We start from the raw sequence: 20,816 nt of genomic DNA on the forward strand, positions 1-20,816 counted from the left end.
CACCGGTGAGGTCCGTAGGGTCGGGCGGATGTGGACGAGAACGTGGTGGGACCGGGGGCTGCTGGCGCTGGCGGCCGGGGCGTTCGGGCTGAGTGCGGTGTCCCTCTGGTGGACGGTGCCGGGCATCGGCGCGGCGTTCGCGGCCGGGGCGCGGACGGAGCGGGTGCGGGAGGCGGTCGCCCTGCTTGTGGCACTGGTCTCGGCCGGGGCACTGGTGACGGTGGTAGCCCCGGACCTGGCGGTGCGGGCGACGTCGGTCGTCTCCGTCCTGGTCTGCGCCGGAATGGCTCCGTGGATGGTGGGCCGGTTCTGGCGGCAGTCGCAGGAACTGGTGCGGGCCGGGTGGGAGCGGGCCGAACGGGCCGAGCACGAGCAGCGGCTGGTGGCCGAGCGGGCGAGGCTGCGCGAACGCGCCCGGATCGCGCAGGACATGCACGACGCGCTGGGCCACGACCTGAGCCTGATCGCCCTGCGGGCCGGTGCGCTCAAGCTGGCGCCCGACCTGGCCCCGCCGCACCGTGAGGCGGCACAGGAGATCCGGGCGGGCGCGGCCGCCGCCGTCGAACGCCTCGGCGAGGTGATCGGCATCCTGCGGGACGACACGGACCCCCGCGTCGACCGGGGCCCGGTCGACGCGGGCGTCCCGCACCTGGTGGCGGAGGCGGCCGCGGCGGGGCTGGACGTCCGGCTGACCGTCGACGGCCGGCCGGACGGGCTGCCGAGGGCGGCCGAGCACGCCGTGTACCGGGTGGTCCAGGAGGCGCTGACCAATGCCGCCAAGCACGCCCCGGCGGCGTCGGTCACGGTGCTGGTGGCCTACACGACGGACGGAGCTCGCGTCCGGGTGCTCGACGGTCCCCGATCGGCGGGCGAGCCGTCGGCCCGAGCCGGGGCGGGAACCGGTGTGCCGGGCCCGGGCGGTCACGGTCTGCTCGGGTTGGCCGAGCGGGTGCGGCTGGCGGGTGGCACCTTCCGCTACGGGCCCCGGGCCGACGGCGCCGGCTTCGAGGTGAGCGCCCACCTGCCCCGGACGAGCGCCCCGACCGTGGCCCCGGCGACGCCGGTCGCGGTGTCGCCGACCCGTGAACTGCGCCTGGCCCGCCGCCGGGTGGGCCGCATGGTGGTCGCGATCGTCCTGGTGCCGCTCTCCGTCGCGGTGCTGCTGACCGCCGTGCTGCAGGGCTGGACGATCCACATCGCCGGGCGGTCCGTGCTCGATCCCGCCGACTACGCCGAACTGCGGGTCGGCCAGGAGCGCTCCACCGTGCAGCGATTTCTGCCGGAACATCAGTTTCCGTACCATCCGTCCGTGGGCAACCCGCCACCCGGTGGAGAGGGAGTGACGTGCGAGTACTACGCGATGACGGCCGAGGCGTTCAACAACGACCGCTCGGGGGACGCGTACCGGCTCTGCTTCCGGGGCGGCGTGCTGATCTCCCTGGACGCCCTGGTCCAATGAGCGCCCGATGAGCGACGGGGGACTGGAGCACGGCGCCCCGGCGCGGATCCGGGTGCTGATCGCGGACGACGAACCGATGGTCAGGGCCGGGGTGCGCGCGGTGCTCGCCACCGATCCGGGCATCGAGATCGTCGCGGAGACCGGGGACGGGCGGGAGGCGGTCGAGCTGCTCCGTCGCCACCGGCCGGACGTCGCGGTGCTGGACATCCGGATGCCGGGCACGGACGGCATCACCGCCGCCGCCGAGATCCGGCGGGTGGGCGTCACCACCAGGACCGGAGCGGCTCCCGGGATCGTCATGCTGACCACCTTCGGTGAGGACGACTACATCCTGCGCGCCCTGAGCGGGGGCGCCAACGGATTCCTGATCAAGTCCGGCGAGCCCGAGGAACTGATCGCCGGGGTGCGTGCGGTGGCCGACGGGGCGGCCTATCTGTCACCCAAGGTGGCCGCCCGGGTGGTGGCCCACCTCGCCGCCACCCGGTCCGGCGGTCCGGCCGACCGCCGGGCCGCGGCCCAGCGGCAGGTGGCCGGGCTGACCGCCCGTGAACGCGATGTGCTGACGCTGGTCGCCGGCGGGCTGTCCAACGGTCAGATCGCCCGCCGGATCGGTGTGGTGGAAGGCACGGTGAAGGCGCACGTCAGCTCCGTCCTGGCCCGGCTGGGAGTGGCCAATCGGGCCGCCGCCGCCGTCCTCGCCCACGAGGCCGGCCTGGTGGCGGGCCCGGCCGGCTGAAACCGGAACCGGAACCGGGGCCGGGGCCGGGGCTGCGGCGCGGGCCGCGGCCGAGGGAGCCAGCAGCAACGGACCGAGCAGCCGAACCCGGCCCGCCGCGCCGACCGCGGCCGTCGCCGAGGGCAGCAGCGCCACCACCACAACCGCCGTGACAGCCCCGCCCAGCGCGGCCCCGGCGGCCACGTCGTGCGGGTAGTGCACGCCTGCGGCCACCCGGAGGGCGGCCGTACCGAGGCCGACCGGGACGACCAGCCACGCCCAGCGCGGCCGTAGCAGCACCAACCCGGTGGCCATGGCGACGGCGAGGGTGGCGTGGTTGCTGGGGAACGACCAGTCGCCCGGCGGCGGGCAGTCGGCGAGTGCGGTGGCCGGAAGGCCGGCCAGGGCCCGGCAGGGGCGCTCCTCGTCCAGCACCAGCTTCAACGCCTCGCTCGCCCCGTACGCGAGCAGGGTGCCGAGGCCGGTCAGCACCGCACCCGCGACGGTGTCGGCGGCCCGCCGCCCGCGTGCCGTCCACCAGGCCAGCGCCAGCAGCAGGCCCAGCACCAGCAGACCGGCCTCGGTGGCGGGCTCCAGCAGGGCGGCAAGGCGGGGCGGGGCGTCGGCGACGGCCTCGGCGACCCGGCGATAGCCGGCCGATGACCAGCCGTGGGCCGGTGGTCCCGCCCCGGCCGCACCACCGCCGGCCGGAGCCAGCCACCCGACCGCACCGGCGCCGATGCCGACGAGCGCCACCGCGAGGACTGTCCTGTTCCTGATCGTGTTCGTCATGACACGGACGGTAGGAGTCGGAGGTGGCTCCCGACCCGACCCGAAAGACAGGGTCCGACCTTGACGATCGTCAGGGTTGACGCGAGCCCGGCGCCGTGTCGGCACCCGCTCGGATGAGCCGTTCGGGGGACGGTCCGCGCTGCCCCGGGCACCCCGCCCTACGCTCGGGGGATCCGTGCCGCCCCGCACCTGCCCGCACCCGGAGACCCGCCATGCACCGTCGCCGGACTGCCACGACCACCACGACCACCAAGACCGCCAGGACCACCACGACCACCAGGACCACGCCCGCCGTCGCCGCCGCCGTCGGCGTCCTGTTCGCCGTCCCCGGGCTGGCCGGGTGCGGCGGGGGCGGCCTGACGCCGGGCACGGCGGCGGTGCTGGACGGGCGGCGGATCCCGGTGGAGGCGGTGGAGGCCAGGGTGGCGGCGCTGCGGAACGCCCCGGGCGGGGTGTCGGCGGACGCCCGGGGGGAGACGGAGGGCCCCGCCCGGCGGGCGGTCACCGAGCTGGTGCTCGACGCGGTGGTGGCCCGCGCGGTCGCGGACCGGGGGCCGGCGGTCGCGGACACCGAGGTGGCGGCCGCTCGGGCGGAGGAGGAACGGCGCCTCGGCGGTGCCGGGCGGCTGGCCCGGGCGCTGGCGGCGCAGGGCGTTCCGGCCGAGGCGATCGACGACCGCCTCGGGCGCGAGCTGGGGATCCGTCGGCTCGCCGCGACCGCCGGGGCGGACGCCGACACCCCGGCGGGCGACGCCGCCGTCCGCCGGATCCTGGCCGCCACGGCCACCGCCCTCCACCTGCGGGTGAACCCCCGCTACGGCACCTGGGACCCGGACCGCGCCGCCCTCGCCCCGGCCGTCCACTCCTGGCCCGCCGGCTGAGGGACCGGTCGCCGGTCCGGCCCCGCACCCGCGCCGACGGCGCGGAAACCCGGCGGCGGGGCCGTCGGACGGCCGGGTAGGTTCGAGGGGTGACGACGAATCCTCCGGGCGCGAAGCTGATCCTCCTCATCACGACCCACCGGGTGGCCCCCGGTCTGCTGTCCTGGCCGGCCTGGGAGGCCCTGCGCTCGGCCGGGCGGGTGCTGGCCGGTGACGCCGCTCACCCGCAGCTGCCGGCCCTGCGGCAGGCGGGTGTCGAGGTGGAGCTCGTGGCGCCGGGCTCCGCCCCAGCCTTGGCCCGGCTGCTGACCGGGGCTGCGGCGGACGGCGCGGCCGGGCACGGGAACCGGGACGCGGCCGGGGACGGTGACGGTGACGGTGACGGGACGACGGTCTGGCTGGGCAGCCCGGACGGCGACCCGGGCCTGACCGACGCGCTGGCCCGGCTCGCGGTCGAGCGCGCCGGCGAGGTGCCGGAGATCGAGGTGCTGCCGGGCTCGTACGACCTGCCGGGCTCCCGGCTGCTGGACCTGGTGTCCGTGATGGACCGCCTCCGTTCGCCCGGCGGCTGCCCGTGGGACGCCGAGCAGACCCACGCCAGCCTGGTGAAGTACCTGGTCGAGGAGGCCTTCGAGCTGGTCGAGGCGATCGAGGAGGGCGACCGCGACACCCTGCGCGAGGAGCTCGGCGACGTGCTGCTCCAGGTCTTCTTCCACTCCCGGATCGCCGAGGAGCACCCCACCGGGGCGTTCTCGATCGACGATGTGGCGGGCGACATCGTCGAGAAGCTGATGTACCGGCACCCGCACGTGTTCGGGGACACCGAGGCGGACGGCGCGGCCGAGGTGGAGGCCAACTGGGAGACGCTCAAGGCGGCCGAGAAGTCGGACCGCGAGTCGGTGCTGGACGGCGTCCCGGCCGGTCTGCCCGCGCTGGCGTACGCGGCGAAGCTGGTGTCGCGGGTGCGCCGGTCCGGGTTCGAGGGCGTGCCGGACGAGCCGTACGAGCTGCCCGCCGAGCTCACGGCGGAGTCCGCCGGCCGGCTGCTGCTCGCCGTGGCGCAGCGTGCGCACGACGCCGGGCTCGATGTGGACGCCGCGCTGCGGGCGGCGGCGCGGGGGTACCGCGACGCGGTGCGCGCCGCCGAGGGCCTGAAGCCCGCCGAGTGACCCGGCCGCCCGACTGACCGGGCGGCCCGCGACCGGCGGCCCGGGCAGCCGGAGCAGCCCCGACCGCCCTGGACCCTCAGGCCGCGGCGACGTCCGCCACCGGACGCCGCTGCGGCGGGACGACCTCGCCGATCGCCTCGCCGACCAGCGCGACGAGTTCGGCGAGCCGCTCCAGATCGAGGTGGTCGGGCAGGTCGGCGAGGGAGACGATCCGCTCGCCGTCCGGTCCGGCCACGCAGAAGAGGTCGATCGGGCCCAGGTGCTTCTCGGCGGTGTCGACCAGCGCGGCGACATCGCTGGGGCGGCGGACGTCGCCGCACACCCCGACGACCGGGCAGCCCGGCCGGTCGAGTTCGGTGGCGAGGTCCTCGGCGACCCCGCTCCGCTGGTCGGCGATCAGCATCCCGGCGGCTCCCGCCGCGGTGAAGCGGCGGGCGAGGCCCGCCCCCGACCCGCCGTCGAGTACCGCGATCACGATGACCGCACCGGTGACCCGCATGGCCCTGCTCCTCCCTGTGGGCGGCTCCGCACCGGCGCCCACGGACATCTTGCGGAGGATCGTAGGCACGACCGGATCCTCCGCAACAGCAATTACCCCTCAGGTGACCAGACTCACGCCTGCTCCGGCCCACCGTCACCGGAACGATGTCCGGAGCGATCGGCGGGCGGCGGGAACAGCGATCGGAACGGCGCCCGGAACGGCAGTGGGAACGGCGGCGCCCACGGTGCGCTGCCGGGGGTGCGCCCGGGATACCGTCGACCCATGCCAGCTCAGCCCGATTCCGCCCGTCCGCCCCTGTTCACCTGGGAGTTCGCCGCCGACCCGTACCCGGCGTACGCGTGGCTGCGCGAGCACCGACCGGTGCACCGGACCACCCTGCCCAGCGGGGTGGACGCCTGGCTGGTGACCCGGTACGCGGACGCCCGCCAGGCGCTCGCGGACAGCCGGCTCTCCAAGAACCCGGCGCACCACACCGAGCAGGCCCACCGCACCGGCCGGGTCGGCATCCCGGGCGAGCGCCAGGCCGACCTGATGACGCACCTGCTGAACATCGACCCGCCGGACCACACCCGGCTGCGCCGTCTGGTGTCGAAGGCCTTCACCCCGCGCCGGGTGGCCGCCTTCGAGCCCCGGGTGCAGCAGCTGACCGACCGGCTGATCGACGGCTTCGCGACGCGCGGATCCGCCGACCTCATCCACGAGTTCGCCTTCCCGCTCCCCATCTACGCGATCTGCGACCTGCTCGGGGTGCCGGCCGAGGACCAGGACGACTTCCGGGACTGGGCCGGGATGATGATCCGGCACGGCGGCGGCCAACGCGGCGGTGTGGGGCGGGCGGTGAAGCGGATGCGGGCCTACCTCGCGGAGCTGATCCACCGCAAGCGCGCGGATCCCGGGGACGACCTGATCTCGGGGCTCATCCGGGCCAGCGACCACGGCGAGCACCTCACCGAGAACGAGGCCGCGGCGATGGCCTTCATCCTGCTCTTCGCGGGGTTCGAGACGACGGTGAACCTGATCGGCAACGGCGTCTACGCGCTGCTGCGCAATCCGGGGCAGCGGGCCCTGCTCCAGGAGTCGATCGGGCGCGGCGAGAGCGCGCTGCTGGAGACCGGGATCGAGGAACTCCTTCGCTACGACGGCCCGGTGGAGATGGCCACCTGGCGGTTCGCGACGAGTCCGCTGACCATCGGCGGGGTGGAGATCCCGGTCGGCGACCCGGTGCTGGTGGTGCTCGCGGCGGCGGACCGGGACCCGGCGCGGTTCGCGGACGAGAACACCCTCGACCTGGCCCGGGCGGACAACCCGCACCTGGGCTTCGGGCACGGCATCCACTACTGCATCGGCGCCCCGCTGGCGCGCCTGGAGGGGCGGGCCGCGCTGACCACCCTGCTGTCCCGGCTGCCGGACCTCCGGCTCGCCGCGGATCCGGAGGAACTGCGCTGGCGCGGTGGTCTGATCATGCGCGGACTTCGTGAACTTCCGGTGGAATTCACGCCGGAAGCGACCTCGGTGACAACCTCCGCCGACCCCTCGGCAGTTCATTGAGGGGGGCTCACGACACGCTGACGCCGAGTCTCCACGGCCAGGAACCGACCGGCGTGAATCTCCATCAACCCGGACATACCTCTTCGGTTGGTAGGCAATCCATCACCTGACGTGATTTCCGTGTGATAGCGGCGATATGAGCTTGTGATTGCTCTGAAGATCTGTCTACTCTCCGGGGAGCCCGCGGAAGCGGGTCCCGTGCGCGGAACGCCGAGTCCTGCCCGCCGCGTCACCGGAAACCGACCAGAACCCTGGGCAGGGGCGGGGGAACCAGGTCTTGCGCCGTCTCCCACGGCTTGGGGTGAAGCCGCCTCCGCGCGGCCGGGCCACCTCCCGGTCCGAACCCGACAGCTCACCTCGCAGGCGTGCGGAGAGGGACTTCCTCATGCTGTTCGTCGGAACCGGCCGTCATCGTCGCCGCACCCAGACCGAGAAGGCCATCGCCGTCGCCGGTGTCGCCGGCGTCGGGCTGGCGATGCCGATCCTCACCGCCACCGGCGCCTCGGCCGCCCCGGCCTCGACCTGGGACGCCGTCGCCCAGTGCGAGAGCGGGGGCAACTGGGGCATCAACACCGGCAACGGCTTCTACGGCGGCCTGCAGTTCACCTCCAGCACCTGGAAGGCGTTCGGCGGCACCTCGTACGCGCCGCAGGCCAACCAGGCATCGAAGGCGGCGCAGATCACCGTCGCCGAGAAGGTGCTGGCCTCGCAGGGTCCGGGCGCCTGGCCGGTGTGCTCCAAGAAGGCTGGCCTGAGCAAGGGCGGTGCCCCGGCGGCGGTCGACACCTCGACGGACGCCGCCCCGGCCGCCCCGAAGCCGCAGGCCCCGCAGGCGCAGATCGAGCAGCAGGCCCCGAAGGCCGCGCCGAAGCACGCCGCCCCCAAGTCGCAGGCCCCGCAGGCCCAGCAGGCTCCGCAGACCCAGCAGTACGCGCCGAAGCACGCCGCCCAGCCGGCGCCGCAGGTCCAGCAGCAGGCGCAGCAGCAGACCCAGTCGCAGGCGCCGTCGTTCTCCGGCCGGTCCGGCTGGGACGCCGACGCCAAGGTGTTCTGGTACCAGAACAACGGCGCCTGGTACTGGACCAGCCACCAGGGCGTGTACCAGCAGTACGCGGGTCAGGGCACCGCCGCCGCACCGCAGCAGGCGCAGCAGACCCGGCAGGCCCCGCAGGTCCAGCAGGCGCAGGGCGGCCAGGGCTACACCGTCCGCGACGGCGACACGCTCGCCGGGATCGCGACCGCGCAGGGTGTCCAGGGCGGCTGGCAGGCCCTGTACGACGGCAACCGCGGCACCGTCGGCGGCGACCCGGACCTGATCGTCCCCGGCCAGGTCCTCGCCCTCGGCTGACGCCCGCGCCCACTGGCCGCCCGGCCGCCTGCCCTCCTGCCGGCCCGTCACCGGACAGGCGGACAGGCGGCCGGGCGGGCAGGTCCGTCGGACCGGCCCGTTCCGCCCCCGTTCCGCCGCCGGTCCGTCCCGCGGCGTCCGCGGCCGGGCAACCAGGTGAACTACCGGTGGGTAGCACGGCCACACGCTGAGACGGAGCCGAGGTCGACGTGGCCCGGACAGCCGGTGCGGTTAGGCTCTGGTCGTAACGACTCCGCAATCGTCCGGTCGACGGCACCCCACTGTCAGCCGGTACCTGCTTCCGCTAGGAGATGCCTCGTGCCGTCCATCGATGTCGTCGTAGCCCGTGAGATTCTCGACTCGCGCGGCAACCCCACGGTCGAGGTCGAGGTCGGCCTCGACGACGGCAGCACCGGCCGTGCCGCTGTCCCGTCGGGTGCCTCCACCGGTGCCTTCGAGGCCCTGGAGCTCCGCGACGGCGACAAGAACCGCTACTTCGGCAAGGGCGTGGAGAAGGCCGTCCTGGCCGTCATCGAGCAGATCGGCCCGGAGCTGGTCGGCTACGACGCCACCGAGCAGCGCCTGATCGACCAGGCCATGCTCGACCTGGACGCCACCCCGGACAAGTCCTCGCTCGGCGCCAACGCCATCCTGGGCGTCTCGCTGGCCGTCGCGCACGCCGCCTCCGAGGCCAGCGACCTGCCGCTGTTCCGCTACCTGGGCGGCCCGAACGCGCACGTCCTGCCGGTCCCGATGATGAACATCCTCAACGGCGGCTCGCACGCGGACTCCAACGTCGACATCCAGGAGTTCATGATCGCTCCGATCGGCGCGGAGTCCTTCTCCGAGGCCGTCCGCTGGGGCGTCGAGGTCTACCACACGCTCAAGGGCGTGCTGAAGGAGCGCGGCCTCTCCACCGGTCTGGGCGACGAGGGCGGCTTCGCCCCGAACCTGGACTCCAACCGCGAGGCCCTCGACCTCATCGTCGAGGCCATCCAGAAGGCCGGCTACGTGCCGGGCAAGGACATCGCGCTGGCCCTGGACGTCGCCGCCTCCGAGTTCTTCGAGGACGGCGCCTACCAGTTCGAGGGCAAGGGCCTGACCTCCGCCGAGCTGATCGAGTACTACGCCGGCCTGGTCGCCGCCTACCCGCTGGTCTCGATCGAGGACCCGCTGGACGAGTCGGACTGGGACGGCTGGAAGGCCATGACCGAGAAGCTGGGCGACAAGGTCCAGCTGGTCGGCGACGACCTGTTCGTCACCAACCCGGCCCGCCTGGCCCGCGGCATCGAGACCGGCACCGCCAACGCGCTGCTGGTGAAGGTCAACCAGATCGGTTCGCTGACCGAGACCCTGGACGCCGTCGAGCTGGCCCAGCGCAACGGCTACCGCTGCATGATGTCCCACCGCTCCGGCGAGACCGAGGACGTCACCATCGCCGACCTGGCCGTCGCCACCAACTGCGGCCAGATCAAGACCGGTGCCCCGGCCCGCTCCGAGCGCGTCGCCAAGTACAACCAGCTGCTGCGCATCGAGGAGATCCTCGACGACGCCGCCGAGTACGCCGGCCGCGGCGCCTTCCCGCGGTTCAAGCACGAGGGCTGACCCGCCCGGCCGCCCGAGTGGCGCACGCCTGACCGGTGCCCCGCCGTTCACCCCGTAGGGTGGACGGCGGGGCACCGTCGCGACCAGGAGGGGACACCGGAGATGGCAGGCTGGAGGATCCCGGGCTTGGCGGCCCGGCCTCGGTTCACGAGCCGGGCGACCGTCCTGGTCCTCGTGCTCTGCTCGCTGGTGGCGATCCTGGCCTACCCGACCCGGCAGTTCATCTCGCAGCGCTCCGAGATCACGGCGCAGCGCGCCCGGGCCGAGCACGCCCGGCAGCAGGTCGAGCAGCTGCGCCGGGAGAAGGCCCGCTGGCAGGACCCGGAGTACGTCAAGGCGCAGGCCAGGAGCAGGCTGCACTACGCGATGCCGGGGGAGACCCCGTACATCGCGGTCGACCCGGCCGCCCAGGACCGGGCGAAGTCCTCGCTGGGCGCGCCGCCGCCCGTGCAGGGCCCGGCCGCCGGGGCGGTCAAGGCCGCCAGGCCCTGGTACGCCAGTGTCTGGGACTCCGTGGACGCCGCTGCCGCCGCCCCTGCGACCCCCGCGACCCCCGCTGCCCCGGCGCAGCCCGCCCCTTCCTCACCACCCGCCCCCGTCCCCGCTGGAGACAGCTCCTCCCATGACCACTGAGAACCACCCCACCGTCTCCGACCAGGACGTCGCGGCCATCGCCGCGCAGCTCGGCCGGGTCCCGCGCGGTCTGCGCGGCGTCGCCCACCGCTGCCCGTGCGGCAACCCGGACGTCGTCGAGACGGCCCCCCGACTGCCGGACGGCACGCCGTTCCCGACGCTGTACTACCTGACCTGCCCCAAGGCCGCCTCGCTGATCGGCACCCTGGAGGCGGACGGCGTGATGAAGGAGCAGAGCGCCCGGCTCGCCGAGGACCCGGAGCTGGCCTCGGCCTACCGGGAGGCGCACGAGGACTACATCGCCCGCCGGGACGCCATCGAGGTGCTGGAGGGCTTCCCGAGCGCCGGCGGCATGCCGGACCGGGTCAAGTGCCTGCACGTGCTGGTCGGCCACTCGCTGGCGGCCGGCGAGGGCGTCAACCCGCTGGGCGACGAGGCGATCGGCATGCTGGAGGACTGGTGGGCCAAGGGCCCGTGCGTGTCCCCGGCGGAGGTCGAGGCGGCCGGTGGGCGGGTGCTCCGCAACCGGGCCAAGGCGCAGGACCACGAGGCCGTGATCGCGGCCAAGGAGCAGAAGACCGCCGACCGTGCCGCCAAGCGCGCGGCGCAGGAGGCGGGCGGGGCGGACGAGGCAGGGGAGGCCGGGGCATGAGCACGACCAGGGTGGCCGCGATCGACTGCGGGACCAATTCGATCCGGCTGCTGGTCGCCGATCTCGACCCGGGGACGGGGGAGATCACCGACCTGGACCGGCGGATGATCATCAACCGGCTGGGCCAGGGCGTCGACCGCACCGGCCGGCTGCACCCGGACGCGCTGGAGCGCACCTTCGCGGCCTGCCGGGAGTACGCCGAGGTGATCTCCGGCTTCGGCGTCGGCCCGGAGCGGATCCGCTTCGTCGCCACCAGTGCCTCCCGGGACGCCGAGAACAGCGCCGAGTACATCGACGGCGTGCGGGCGGCCCTGGGGGTCGAGCCCGAGGTGGTCAGCGGTGAGGAGGAGGCGCACCTCTCCTTCGTGGGCGCCACCAAGGAGCTCACCGGCGGCACCTTCGCCACCCCGTATCTGGTCTTCGACCTGGGCGGCGGCTCGACCGAGTTCGTGCTCGGGGCCGAGGACGTCGAGGCGGCCCGCTCGGTGGACATCGGCTGCGTCCGGCTGACCGAGCGGCACTTCGGCGGCGCCGAGCTGCCCTCGGACGAGCAGATCGCCGAGGCGCGGGCGCATGTGCGGGCGGAGCTGGACCGGGCCGAGGAGGCCGTCCCGCTGACCGGTGCGGCGACCCTGGTCGGCCTGGCCGGGACGGTCACCACCATCTCGGCGATCGCCCAGGACCTGCCCCGGTACGACTCGGAGGCGATCCACCACTCGCGGATCTCCCGTGAGCGGGTCGCCGAGATCGCGGACCGGCTGCTGCACGCCACCCACGCGGAGCGGGCGGCGATCCCGTCGATGCACCCCGGCCGGGTGGACGTGATCGCGGCCGGCGCGCTGGAACTGCTGGAGATCATGGCGCGGACGGGCGCCGCCGAGGTGGTCGTCAGCGAGCACGACATCCTGGACGGCATCGCCTGGAGTATCGCCCGCTGACCAGGCACGAGGCTTACCGTTCCGGCCCCGGAGGCCCCTCGGGGGTCCCGGGGCCGGGGCGCGCCCGGGGCCGTGCGAAAAACTTCGTGAATTTCTTCACATGGGGATCCGCCCGTTCGCCGCGCTGGACGGTCCGGTCCGTCCGATATGTGGGACCGAAGGCTCGCTCGGCGTGATAACCGCTGGATCGTAGGTTCTGACCCGTCAGGGGTTTGAAAATCGAAATCCCGTGTGGGAACCAGGCCCCGTCATGGATCGTTGCTGCTCAGCGGGGCCGTCGTCACGGGCGTGCCCACCGGGGGGCCGGGATGGCCGTGAAGTGTCGGCCGGGGGGTCGAAACGGGGGCGCGAAGTGTAGCAGAGGGGGTCCGTCCGCTTGTGAGCGGGCTCACGAAGGCTGCTCCGAACGGTGCTGGATACTTTCGGATATGAGCACCACGGAGCGTCCTCGCATCCTCATTGTCGGCGGTGGTTACGTCGGCCTGTATGCCGCGATGCGCATCCTCAAGAAGATGCGCTACGGCGAAGCGACCGTCACGGTCGTGGACCCGCGGTCGTACATGACGTACCTGCCCTTCCTCCCCGAGGCGGCCGGCGGCAACGTCGCGCCCCGCAACCTCGTCGCGCCCCTGCGCACCGCGCTGAAGAACGCGGAGGTGCTCACCGGTGCGGTCACCGGTGTGGACCACGAGCGCAAGATCGCGACCATCCAGCCGTCGGCCGGCGACTCGTACGAGCTGCCCTTCGACTACCTCGTCGTCGCGACCGGGTCGGTCTCCCGCACCTTCCCGATCCCGGGTCTGGCCGAGCACGGCATCGGCATGAAGACCGTGGAGGAGGCCATCGCCCTCCGCAACCACGTCATGGCGCAGCTGGACAAGGCCGAGTCCACCACGGACGAGGCCATCCGCCGCAAGGCGCTGACCTTCGTGATCATCGGCGGCGGCTTCGCCGGCGTCGAGACGATCGCCGAGATCGAGGACATGGCGCGCGACGCCGCCAAGATCTACAAGACGGTCAGCCGCGACGACATGCGCTTCATCGTGGTCGAGGCCGCCAACCGGATCCTCCCGGAGATGGGCCCGGACCTCGGTCTGTGGACCAAGGAGAAGCTCGAAGAGCGCAACATCGAGGTCTACATCGAGACCTCGATGGACTCCTGCGTCGACGGCCACGTCGTGCTGAAGAACGGCATGGAGACGGACGCCTCCACCATCGTGTGGACGGCCGGCGTGAAGCCGAACCCGGTGCTGGCCCAGTTCGGCCTGCCGCTGGGCCCGCGCGGCCACGTCGACACCGCGCCGACCCTCCAGGTCCAGGGCTTCGACTACGTCTGGGCCGCCGGCGACAACGCCCAGGTGCCGGACCTCGCCGCGGGCGAGGGCGCCTGGTGCCCGCCGAACGCGCAGCACGCCGTGCGCCAGGCCGCCGTCCTCGGTGACAACGTGATCTCCGGCATGCGGGGCTTCCCGCAGCAGGAGTACAAGCACAAGAACCTGGGCGCGGTCGCCGGCCTCGGCCTGCACAAGGGTGTCGCGATCCTCTTCGGCAAGTACAAGCTGAAGGGCCGTCCGGCCTGGTGGTTCCACCGCCTGTACCACGGCGCGATGGTCCCCACCGTCAACCGCAAGGTCCGCGTCTTCACCGACTGGACCCTCGCCGTCTTCCTGAAGCGCGAGATGGTCGGCCTCTCCCAGATGGAGAACCCGTACCAGCCGATCCAGGAGGTCACGGCGCCCACCAAGCGCCCCGCCGTCGAGGCCGCGAAGCCGGCCGCCGACAAGGAGCTGGCCACCAGCAAGTAGCGACTACGGATCCCGGTGTGGGAGCACCGGGTATGAGTCGGAGGCCCTCCGCCCGGCAGCGTTGCCGGACCACGACCTCCGTGGTGCTCAGCCGGCTGTAAGAGTCGGGCGGAGTACAGAAGCAGCAGAAGGCCCCTGCCGAACCCGGCAGGGGCCTTCGTGCTGTGTGCGAGGTCAGTCCGTCTTGATGCTGTCCAGGATGTCCAGCCCGGCGGCCCGGCGGGCCGGCCAGAAGGCGGCCACCACGCCGACCAGGCCGGCCAGGGCCAGGAAGAGCAGCAGCTGGCCGAACGGGAGCACCGTGGTCATGGTGGGCAGGGCGGACTTGAGGGTGCCGTTGATCGCCCAGGCCGTGAAGCAGCCGAGCAGGACCCCGATGCCGGCGCCGAAGACCGAGATCACCACCGACTCCAGCCGGACCATCCGCTTGATGCCGGAGCGGTCCAGGCCGATCGCCCGCAGCATGCCGATCTCGCGCTTGCGCTCGAAGACCGACATCGCCAGGGTGTTGATCACCCCGAGGACCGCGACCACCACGGACATCGCCAGCAGCCCGTACATCATGTTCAGCGCGAAGGTGATGTTCTGGCTGAAGCCGTCCCGGACGTCCTGGCGCGACTTGACCTCGATCACCGGGTTGGCGCCGGTGGAGTCCTTGAGCGCCTTCCGCAGCGCCTCGGTCTCCCCGTCGGTGCCCTTGACCAGGACGCTGTCCAGGTAGGGCTGGGGGTCGTGCTTGAGGATCTCGCTGTTGGCCAGCATGGCCCCGCCGAGCAGGTCGTTCGTCTCGTAGACGCCGCCGACGGTCAGGGTGCCCTTGGCGTCGCCGGGGTAGCCCACCTCGACGGTGGAGCCGGTGCCGACCCCGAGCTTCTTCGCGACGTCCTCGCCGAGCAGCAGCTTGCCCTGGCCGAACGAGGCGGAGGAACCGCTCTTCATCTTCACCGTGAGCAGCTTGTCCAGGCTGTCCGCGTTCAGGCCGGTGATCTGCCTGGACTTGCCGTTGAGGTCCCACTCGACCTGCGTCAGCGGTGAGGAGGCCGCCACTCCGGCGGCCTTCGCGGCCTCGGCGGGGACCTTGTCGGACAGGCTCATCCGGTTCGCCGCGGAGATCAGGTAGTCGGCCTTCATCGAGCTGGTGATGGCCCGGTCCACGGTGTCCGAGACCGAGGCGCCGATCACCGTCAGACCGCTGACCAGGGTGAGGCCGATGGTGATCGCGGCGGCGGTGGCGGCGGTCCGGCGCGGGTTGCGCACCGCGTTCTGCCGGGCCAGCTTGCCGGGCATGCCGAACAGCTTGCCGAGGGCCGGTCCGACCAGGGCGATCACCGGGCGGGAGAGCAGCGGCAGCAGGACGAACACACCGAGGACGGTCAGCACGGCGCCCAGCGCGACCGGCATCCGGCCGTCCGAGTTGCCCTTGGAGGCGCCGAAGGCGACCAGGGCGATGCCGGCGGCGGCCACCAGCGAGCCGATCACGTTCCGGACCACCAGGGACTTCTGGGTGGCGGGCTGGTCGCCGCTGCTCATCGCGGCGACCGGGGCGATCCGGGCGGCGCGGACGGCGGGCAGCAGCGCGGAGAGCACCGTCACCAGGACGCCGACCGCCAGGGTGACCACCACGGTCGCGGGCTTGACCACCAGGGGGCCGGTCGGGAGGCTGTCGTTCAGCGAGGCGATCAGGGACTGCAGGCCGGCGCCGATGCCCAGGCCGGCGACCAGGCCGGCCGCGGCCGCGACGGTGCCGATGACGAGCGCCTCGATCAGCACCGAGCGGGTCACCTGCTTGCGGCTGGCGCCGATCGCCCGGAGCAGGGCCAGTTCCTTGGTGCGCTGGGCGACCAGCATGGTGAAGGTGTTGGCGATGATGAAGATGCCGACGAAGAGCGAGATCCCGGCGAACGCGAGCAGCATCGTGCGCACGCTCTCGGTCTCCTTGGTGATCATCCGCTCTTCCTCGGCCTTGAGCTCGGCCCCGGTGCGGGTCTCGATCTGCTGCTCGGGCCGGATCTTCTGGTTGACCTGGGAGAGCAGGGTGTCCTGGGTGGTGCCGGGCTTGGCGGTGAGCACGACGCTGCTGTAGCGGCCGGGCTCCAGCAGGATCTGCTGCGCGGTCGCGCGGTCGAACAGGGTGAGCGTGCCGCCGCTGTTCACAGTCGGGTCGTCGGTGGTGAAGACGCCGGTGAGCCTGGCCTCCATGACCGGGCCGTTGACCGCGACGCGCACGGTGTCGCCGACCTTGTAGCCGCCCTTCTCGGCGGTCTTCCGGTCGAGGGCGACCTCCTTGCCGTTCTTCGGCCCCTGGCCCTCGGCCATCGGGTAGCGGGCGTCCTTGCCGTCCGGGCCGGGCGCGAAGTTGGCGCCCCTGGCCGTCCAGGACTGGCCGATCAGGTCGCCCTTCTTGTCGGCGACACCGGTGAAGCCGCTGACCACACCCCGGGCGCCGGCGGTGCCGGGCAGCGCGGCGAGCTGCTGGACGGTGGCGTCGGTCAGGGTGACCGCGTTCTTGTCGCTCTTCTCCCGGAGGGACGCGGTGGCACCGGCGGAGTCGTCGACGATCTGGACCGACACGTCGGAGTAGCTCTTGGAGTTGCTCTCCCGCATGGCCTTGGCGAAGGTGTCGGAGAAGACCATGGTGCCGGCCACGAAGGCGGTGCCCAGCATGACGGCCAGCGCCGTCATCAGCAGTCGGCCCTTGTGGGCCAGCACGTTGCGCAGTGCGGTGCGATACATGGGGTTTCCTGGGTCCTGGGGTCTGCGGAGGGACGGACGGCGGCGCGTGCTGCGTCAGCTGGTGCGGCCCTTGGCGTCGAAGCGGCGCATGCGGTCCAGGACGGTGTCGGCGGTGGGGTTGGTGAGTTCGTCGACGATGCGGCCGTCGGCGAGGAAGACGACGCGGTCGGCGTAGGCGGCGGCGACGGGGTCGTGGGTGACCATGACGACGGTCTGGCCGAGTTCGCGGACGGAGTTGCGCAGGAAGGAGAGGATCTCGGCGCCGGAGCGGGAGTCGAGGTTCCCGGTGGGTTCGTCGGCGAAGACGATGTCGGGCTTGGAGGCGAGGGCGCGGGCGCAGGCGACGCGCTGCTGCTGGCCGCCGGAGAGCTGGCTGGGGCGGTGGGAGAGGCGGCCGGAGAGGCCGACGGTCTCGACGACGCGGTCGAGCCACTGCTTGTCGGCCTTGCGGCCGGCGATGTCCATGGGGAGGGTGATGTTCTCCAGGGCGGTGAGGGTCGGCAGCAGGTTGAAGGCCTGGAAGATGAAGCCGATCTGGTCGCGGCGCAGCTGGGTGAGCTGCTTGTCCTTGAGGCCGACGAGTTCGGTGTCGCCGATGGTGGAGGAGCCGGAGCTGACGGTGTCGAGGCCGGCCATGCAGTGCATGAGGGTGGACTTGCCGGAGCCGGAGGGGCCCATGATCGCGGTGAACTCGCCCTGGGGGAAGGTGACGCTGACGTTGTCGAGGGCGACCACGCGGGTCTCGCCCTCCCCGTAGACCTTGTTCAGGCCGGTGGCGCGGGCGGCCGCCCGGCCGGTACGGACGGCGGTTGCGGTCGACGTGGTCACGGGGTGCTCCTCGGGTCGGGCATGGCGGACCGGGCCGTACGGCTCCGGAGGCTGGCCGGCCGGGGCCCTTCCAGGGGCGTCCGGCCGTGCCTCCATGCTCCTTCCGGTGATCATGGTTTCTCGTCGCTCCGCCGGACGGTTGGCCCGACCACCGCTGGGCGTACGCCCAGGTGGCGCCCTCCTCCTGCGGTATGACACCGACCCTGAGCGGAAGGCCGGTGGCCGGATCGAGCGGGTCGAGTGGCCAAATCACGAACTGTTCGTCAGATGGCAAGGAAACATGACAACTTCCCCGCCTCGGAACATGCGAAAGGGGATGTCGGGCGACTAGGCTCAGGGGTGGCTCGCACGGGGGCGGAGCGTTGCTCTCCGTTCCGTCGGCGGGGCCGGGTCCGCAGAAGCCCAGATGGTGGAACGCAGACACGGGCAGCTTAAAACTGCTTGGCCGAAAGGCCGTGCCGGTTCGAGTCCGGCTCTGGGCACCGACTCGCGGGGACGCCGACCGGCGTCCCCGCCGGACGTCAGCGGCCGAATCCTTCTCGCGGCGGATGCCGATCCCTTTGCCAAGCCATTACCCTTGTGCTGCGGGCGGTGCAGTGCCGCCACGGAGGGAATGAGCAATGAGAAGCAGCAACCCGGTCTTCTCGCGGGAGGGGTCCTTCACCCGCGAGTCCGGCTACGCGGGTTTCGGGACCACCCAGACCCCGTCGGCCGGGAGCCCGAGCGCAGGCAACCCCTACGGCAACAATCCGTACGGGAACAACCCGTACGCCAACAACCCCTACGGCCAGCAGCCCCAGGGCGGTGCGCCGCTGACCGACGAGCAGCTCGTCGAGATGTACAACGCGCCCTCCGCCGGTCCCGCGGCGACGGGCCGGATGACGCTGGACGACGTGGTCGCGCGCACCGCGATGACGCTGCTCACGCTGGTCGCGGCCGGCGGTCTCGCCTGGTTCGCGCTGCCGGACCGGAACTTCGGCCTGGCCGGCGTCGCCTCGCTGATCGCGTTCGTGCTCGGCATGGTGATCTCCTTCAAGCGGAGCGTCAGCCCGCCGCTGATCCTGCTCTACGCGGGCCTCCAGGGCTTCGCGCTCGGCGCGATCACCAAGGTGTTCAACACCATCTGGGAGGGCATCGCGATCCAGGCGGTGCTGGGCACCGCGGCGGTGTTCGCGGCGATGCTGATCGCCTACAAGACCGGGCGGATCCGGGTCACCCCGCGCTACACCCGGATCGGCATCGCGATCGCCATGGGCTTCGTGCTGCTGATGCTGATCAACATGGTCGCCTCGCTGTTCGGTGCCGACATGGGGCTGCGCAGCGGCCCGCTGGGCATCGTGGTCGGCCTGGTCGGCATCGGCCTGGGCGCGTTCTTCCTCTCGCTGGACTTCGCGGCGGTCGAGGAGGCCATCGCGCAGGGCGCGCCGCAGAAGGAGTCCTGGCGGGCGGCCTTCGGGCTCACCCTGTCGCTGGTCTGGATCTACATCGAGATGCTGCGGCTGATCGCGATCCTGCGCGGCGACGACTGATCCTCGGTCGTACGACCCGCTGTACCACCACTGCCGCCGGGCCCCGGAGCGACCGCTCCGGGGCCCGGCGGCTTTCGTGCCAGGTGGCCCGTATGCTCGCCGCATGTCCGAGACGTCCGATGAGAAGACCCTGGCCGAGGCCGTCGACGCGCTGGCCGACCGGTTCCGTGCGATGCCGCAGAGCCGGCTGCTCGGCGCCGTCCCCGGACACCCCTCACGGGCCGCGGTCGGACTGGCGCTGGCCCGCTGGCTGGCGGTGACGGCGCGGGCCGCCGAGGCGGTCCGGGCCGACGGCGGGGCGGAGGGCCCGCCCGCGCACGAGCTGCCGGACGCCGGGGCGTTCGCCGTCGGCGACCAGCTCGCCGTGGTCGGGCACGACCTGGCGGCGGCCCTGGCCGCGCTGCCCGGGGACGCCGCGGTGGCCCTGCCGGACGCCCCGGCGGTGGCGGCGGACGCGGTGCGGGTCCTGGCCGTGCGACGGCTGGCGGAGGCCTCGGCGGCGCTCTGACGGGCCCGGTGGTGCCGTGCGGAACAACTGGCGGAACGCCGAGGGCCGGCCGGATCGGGTAACCCCCTCGATCCGGCCGGCCCTCCGGCGTCGGCGCGCGCCCGTCGGCGCGCCCGGGTCAGATGCTGGCCACCACCCGGTCGGCGAGCACGTACACGGCGTCCTCGTCGGTGGAGAAGGTCAGCGAGTAGGAGCCGGAGAACCGGGAGCCGCCGAGCAGTCGGACGTTCTCACCGGCCCGGACGGCGTCGATCAGCCGGTAGGCGGCCTCGCGGTCGCCCGGGGCCACGCAGAGCGTGGTGCCGTCGGCGAAGGCGTAGACGTCCAGGGTGCCGAGCGGCCCGGGGCGGACGTCGATCAGCGCGGTGCCCTCCTCGGCCAGCGTGGTCAGCCGGGTGTCGGTCCACTCCCGGGACGGCGTCTGGCTGGGCACGAAGTCGGGGTGCGAGGGGTGGCGGCGCGGGTCGGGCGCGGTGGCCGGGGCCTCCTCGACGGCGGCGGCCTCGGCGTCCAGCAGCCCGGCCTCCAGGCCGGTGGCCAGCAGGTCGGCCTCACGGCGGGCCCGGGCGTCCCCGGTGCCCTCGCCGGCCGGGTGGCCGCCGGCGGGGTGGCCGGCCGGGTGGGCGGGGCGCAGCGGGCTGCCGCCCTCGGGGCCGGTCCCGGCGGGCCGGGTGCCGCCGTCGCCGATGAGGTCCTCCAGCGCCGAGCGCAGGGCCTCGCCGAACTCCGGGTCCATGGTGCCCGGGTGGTCGGCGTTGTCGGCGGCCTCGTTCGGCCCGGTGGGCCGGGGGAAGAAGAGCGGCCATTCGTCGGCGGTGCTGAAGACACCGGCGAACGGGGAGTCGAACAGCGGCGCGTCCTCGGCCGCGCGGGCCTCCTGCTCGGCCCAGAACGCCCGGGCCTCGGTGATCTCCCGCTCGCGGTCGGCGGCCAGGGCCTCGGCGACGGCCCGGCGTATCGCGGTCTCGTCGATGCTCGGGGCGACGGCGGCCCGTGCGTCCAACCGGCGGGAGATTCCGCGGAGGTGGACCAGCACGGCGGTCGACACGGCGATCAGGATCAGCAACAGGATGGTGTAGACGGCGCTCACGGAACGTACTCCTAGGGAGGAGTGGAACGGGGTTACCTCTCCACACTGCCCCATCCGGTGGTGTTACCGCAGTGGCCAATG

At 73.1% G+C, this 20,816-nt stretch carries 18 protein-coding genes, 1 tRNA gene, 1 pseudogene and 1 riboswitch; of the genes and pseudogenes, 15 read left to right on the forward strand and 5 right to left on the reverse strand.

Features of this window, described 5'->3' with window-relative positions; translation table 11 throughout:
- Nucleotides 1-28: 28 nt before the first annotated feature.
- Nucleotides 29-1,459, forward strand: a complete 1,431-nt coding sequence (locus tag ACW14Y_RS24400) for a sensor histidine kinase (protein ID WP_456983532.1) — start codon at nucleotides 29-31, stop codon at nucleotides 1,457-1,459.
- 7 nt (nucleotides 1,460-1,466) lie between these two features.
- Nucleotides 1,467-2,195 carry a response regulator gene (locus tag ACW14Y_RS24405; protein WP_380306041.1) on the forward strand — a complete coding sequence of 243 codons (729 nt, stop codon included), beginning with the start codon at nucleotides 1,467-1,469 and terminating at the stop codon, nucleotides 2,193-2,195.
- A 192-nt stretch (nucleotides 2,196-2,387) separates the two neighbouring features.
- Here ACW14Y_RS24405 and ACW14Y_RS24410 read toward each other — a convergent pair.
- Nucleotides 2,388-2,609 (reverse strand): annotated as a pseudogene (locus ACW14Y_RS24410) (phosphatase PAP2 family protein); the annotation flags it as partial.
- Between ACW14Y_RS24410 and ACW14Y_RS24415 the strand changes: the two are divergent.
- From ACW14Y_RS24415 to ACW14Y_RS24425, 3 genes are all read left to right on the forward strand, one after another.
- Entirely contained in the window at nucleotides 2,512-2,826 is a 315-nt protein-coding gene (locus ACW14Y_RS24415; protein ID WP_456988423.1) for a hypothetical protein, read from the forward strand. The pseudogene ACW14Y_RS24410 and the gene ACW14Y_RS24415 overlap by 98 nt on opposite strands.
- Nucleotides 2,827-3,178: 352 nt before the next feature.
- Nucleotides 3,179-3,847, forward strand: a complete 669-nt coding sequence (locus ACW14Y_RS24420; RefSeq protein ID WP_456983535.1) for a hypothetical protein — start codon at nucleotides 3,179-3,181, stop codon at nucleotides 3,845-3,847.
- Nucleotides 3,848-3,936: 89 nt separating this feature from the next.
- Nucleotides 3,937-5,016 (forward strand): MazG family protein, encoded by a 1,080-nt coding sequence (locus tag ACW14Y_RS24425; protein ID WP_456983537.1) that lies wholly within the window; start codon nucleotides 3,937-3,939, stop codon nucleotides 5,014-5,016.
- 76 nt (nucleotides 5,017-5,092) lie between these two features.
- On the opposite strand, the gene ACW14Y_RS24430 is transcribed toward ACW14Y_RS24425, so the two are convergent.
- Nucleotides 5,093-5,515: an SDR family NAD(P)-dependent oxidoreductase gene (locus tag ACW14Y_RS24430; protein WP_380306047.1), complete on the reverse strand. Its 423-nt coding sequence runs from the start codon at nucleotides 5,513-5,515 to the stop codon at nucleotides 5,093-5,095.
- Between the two features lie 264 nt (nucleotides 5,516-5,779).
- Here ACW14Y_RS24430 and ACW14Y_RS24435 point away from each other — a divergent pair, with 264 nt between their 5' ends.
- The 7 genes from ACW14Y_RS24435 (at nucleotide 5,780) to ACW14Y_RS24465 (ending at nucleotide 14,047) form a co-directional block, all read left to right on the forward strand.
- Nucleotides 5,780-7,066: a cytochrome P450 family protein gene (locus ACW14Y_RS24435; RefSeq protein ID WP_402725029.1), complete on the forward strand. Its 1,287-nt coding sequence runs from the start codon at nucleotides 5,780-5,782 to the stop codon at nucleotides 7,064-7,066.
- A gap of 231 nt (nucleotides 7,067-7,297) precedes the next feature.
- Nucleotides 7,298-7,446, forward strand: a riboswitch (cyclic di-AMP (ydaO/yuaA leader).
- A gap of 5 nt (nucleotides 7,447-7,451) precedes the next feature.
- Nucleotides 7,452-8,414, forward strand: a complete 963-nt coding sequence (locus ACW14Y_RS24440) for a LysM peptidoglycan-binding domain-containing protein (protein WP_456983540.1) — start codon at nucleotides 7,452-7,454, stop codon at nucleotides 8,412-8,414.
- Nucleotides 8,415-8,732: 318 nt separating this feature from the next.
- Nucleotides 8,733-10,019, forward strand: a complete 1,287-nt coding sequence (eno, locus tag ACW14Y_RS24445) for a phosphopyruvate hydratase (protein ID WP_380306053.1) — start codon at nucleotides 8,733-8,735, stop codon at nucleotides 10,017-10,019.
- Between the two features lie 126 nt (nucleotides 10,020-10,145).
- A complete protein-coding gene (locus ACW14Y_RS24450) occupies nucleotides 10,146-10,652 on the forward strand; it encodes an FtsB family cell division protein (RefSeq protein ID WP_456983542.1) in 507 nt (168 codons plus the stop codon).
- Nucleotides 10,624-11,304 carry a DUF501 domain-containing protein gene (locus tag ACW14Y_RS24455; protein ID WP_380306063.1) on the forward strand — a complete coding sequence of 227 codons (681 nt, stop codon included), beginning with the start codon at nucleotides 10,624-10,626 and terminating at the stop codon, nucleotides 11,302-11,304. Before ACW14Y_RS24450 ends, ACW14Y_RS24455 begins: the two co-directional genes overlap by 29 nt.
- Nucleotides 11,301-12,242 (forward strand): Ppx/GppA phosphatase family protein, encoded by a 942-nt coding sequence (locus ACW14Y_RS24460; RefSeq protein ID WP_380306057.1) that lies wholly within the window; start codon nucleotides 11,301-11,303, stop codon nucleotides 12,240-12,242. The genes ACW14Y_RS24455 and ACW14Y_RS24460 overlap by 4 nt, the downstream gene beginning before the upstream one ends.
- Before the next feature lie 428 nt (nucleotides 12,243-12,670).
- Nucleotides 12,671-14,047 (forward strand): NAD(P)/FAD-dependent oxidoreductase, encoded by a 1,377-nt coding sequence (locus ACW14Y_RS24465; protein WP_360021343.1) that lies wholly within the window; start codon nucleotides 12,671-12,673, stop codon nucleotides 14,045-14,047.
- A 174-nt stretch (nucleotides 14,048-14,221) separates the two neighbouring features.
- Here the strand turns inward: ACW14Y_RS24465 and ACW14Y_RS24470 are convergent, their stop codons facing one another.
- Both ACW14Y_RS24470 and ACW14Y_RS24475 read right to left on the reverse strand, forming a co-directional pair.
- Nucleotides 14,222-16,780 carry an ABC transporter permease gene (locus ACW14Y_RS24470; protein ID WP_456983545.1) on the reverse strand — a complete coding sequence of 853 codons (2,559 nt, stop codon included), beginning with the start codon at nucleotides 16,778-16,780 and terminating at the stop codon, nucleotides 14,222-14,224.
- A gap of 54 nt (nucleotides 16,781-16,834) precedes the next feature.
- Nucleotides 16,835-17,704, reverse strand: coding sequence for an ABC transporter ATP-binding protein (locus tag ACW14Y_RS24475; RefSeq protein ID WP_456988242.1), 870 nt, complete (start codon nucleotides 17,702-17,704; stop codon nucleotides 16,835-16,837).
- A gap of 304 nt (nucleotides 17,705-18,008) precedes the next feature.
- Between ACW14Y_RS24475 and ACW14Y_RS24480 the strand changes: the two genes are divergently transcribed.
- From ACW14Y_RS24480 to ACW14Y_RS24490, 3 genes are all read left to right on the forward strand, one after another.
- Nucleotides 18,009-18,090 (forward strand) — tRNA-Leu (locus ACW14Y_RS24480).
- A gap of 138 nt (nucleotides 18,091-18,228) precedes the next feature.
- Nucleotides 18,229-19,137: a Bax inhibitor-1/YccA family protein gene (locus tag ACW14Y_RS24485; protein ID WP_380313140.1), complete on the forward strand. Its 909-nt coding sequence runs from the start codon at nucleotides 18,229-18,231 to the stop codon at nucleotides 19,135-19,137.
- 103 nt (nucleotides 19,138-19,240) lie between these two features.
- Nucleotides 19,241-19,645, forward strand: a complete 405-nt coding sequence (locus tag ACW14Y_RS24490) for a hypothetical protein (RefSeq protein ID WP_456983548.1) — start codon at nucleotides 19,241-19,243, stop codon at nucleotides 19,643-19,645.
- Between the two features lie 118 nt (nucleotides 19,646-19,763).
- On the opposite strand, the gene ACW14Y_RS24495 is transcribed toward ACW14Y_RS24490, so the two are convergent.
- Nucleotides 19,764-20,735: a hypothetical protein gene (locus tag ACW14Y_RS24495; RefSeq protein ID WP_456983550.1), complete on the reverse strand. Its 972-nt coding sequence runs from the start codon at nucleotides 20,733-20,735 to the stop codon at nucleotides 19,764-19,766.
- Nucleotides 20,736-20,816 lie beyond the last annotated feature (81 nt).

This window comes from Kitasatospora sp. cg17-2, from assembly GCF_054031055.1.

What these genes read in the sequence shown, in the direction of transcription:
- ACW14Y_RS24435 (WP_402725029.1), top strand. Translation starts at nt 5,780, where the DNA reads ATGCCAGCTCAGCCCGATTCCGCCCGTCCGCCCCTGTTCACCTGGGAG.
- ACW14Y_RS24405 (WP_380306041.1), top strand. Translation starts at nt 1,467, where the DNA reads ATGAGCGACGGGGGACTGGAGCACGGCGCCCCGGCGCGGATCCGGGTG.
- ACW14Y_RS24420 (WP_456983535.1), top strand. Translation starts at nt 3,179, where the DNA reads ATGCACCGTCGCCGGACTGCCACGACCACCACGACCACCAAGACCGCC.
- ACW14Y_RS24475 (WP_456988242.1), bottom strand. Translation starts at nt 17,704, where the DNA reads ATGGAGGCACGGCCGGACGCCCCTGGAAGGGCCCCGGCCGGCCAGCCT.
- ACW14Y_RS24440 (WP_456983540.1), top strand. Translation starts at nt 7,452, where the DNA reads ATGCTGTTCGTCGGAACCGGCCGTCATCGTCGCCGCACCCAGACCGAG.
- ACW14Y_RS24430 (WP_380306047.1), bottom strand. Translation starts at nt 5,515, where the DNA reads ATGCGGGTCACCGGTGCGGTCATCGTGATCGCGGTACTCGACGGCGGG.
- ACW14Y_RS24470 (WP_456983545.1), bottom strand. Translation starts at nt 16,780, where the DNA reads ATGTATCGCACCGCACTGCGCAACGTGCTGGCCCACAAGGGCCGACTG.
- ACW14Y_RS24465 (WP_360021343.1), top strand. Translation starts at nt 12,671, where the DNA reads ATGAGCACCACGGAGCGTCCTCGCATCCTCATTGTCGGCGGTGGTTAC.
- ACW14Y_RS24460 (WP_380306057.1), top strand. Translation starts at nt 11,301, where the DNA reads ATGAGCACGACCAGGGTGGCCGCGATCGACTGCGGGACCAATTCGATC.
- ACW14Y_RS24490 (WP_456983548.1), top strand. Translation starts at nt 19,241, where the DNA reads ATGTCCGAGACGTCCGATGAGAAGACCCTGGCCGAGGCCGTCGACGCG.
- ACW14Y_RS24400 (WP_456983532.1), top strand. Translation starts at nt 29, where the DNA reads ATGTGGACGAGAACGTGGTGGGACCGGGGGCTGCTGGCGCTGGCGGCC.
- ACW14Y_RS24485 (WP_380313140.1), top strand. Translation starts at nt 18,229, where the DNA reads ATGAGAAGCAGCAACCCGGTCTTCTCGCGGGAGGGGTCCTTCACCCGC.